The 403-nt window shown below is 73.9% G+C and carries 1 protein-coding gene; it reads left to right on the top strand.

From position 1 onward, the window contains the following. Nucleotides 1-58 precede the first annotated feature (58 nt). The coding region (locus tag I53_RS05750) for a CoA-transferase (protein ID WP_286009572.1) at nucleotides 59-403 on the top strand (345 nt) is incomplete at its 3' end.

The following is a 403-nucleotide window of genomic DNA, read 5'->3' on the forward strand; positions in this document are numbered from 1 at the left end:
CCCGGAGAAGGGCGAGCGCAGCCGCTCCAGCCGCATCCCGGGCGCCGAGGATCACCCGATGGGCAGCCTGAAGAACAAGATCGTCAGCGCCGACGAGGCGGTCGCCATCCTGCAGGACGGCGACATGGTGGCGGTGTCGGGCTTCGTCGGCATCGGCACGCCCGACGAGCTGATCCTGGCGCTCGCCCGCCGCTTCGAATCCGGCGCCGGCCCGCACGGGCTCGGTCTGATGTTCGCCGCCGCCCCCGGCGACGGCAAGGAGCGCGGCCTCAACCGGCTGGCGCTCCCGGGCCTCGTCCGCCGCGTCGTCGGCGGCCACTGGGCCCTGGTGCCGAAGCTCGGCGCCATGGCGGTCGAGGGCCTGATCGAGGCCTACAACCTGCCGCTCGGCGTGGTCTCGCAC

The organism is Methylobacterium sp. B1 (genome assembly GCF_000333255.1).
Lineage (GTDB): Bacteria > Pseudomonadota > Alphaproteobacteria > Rhizobiales > Beijerinckiaceae > Methylobacterium > Methylobacterium fujisawaense.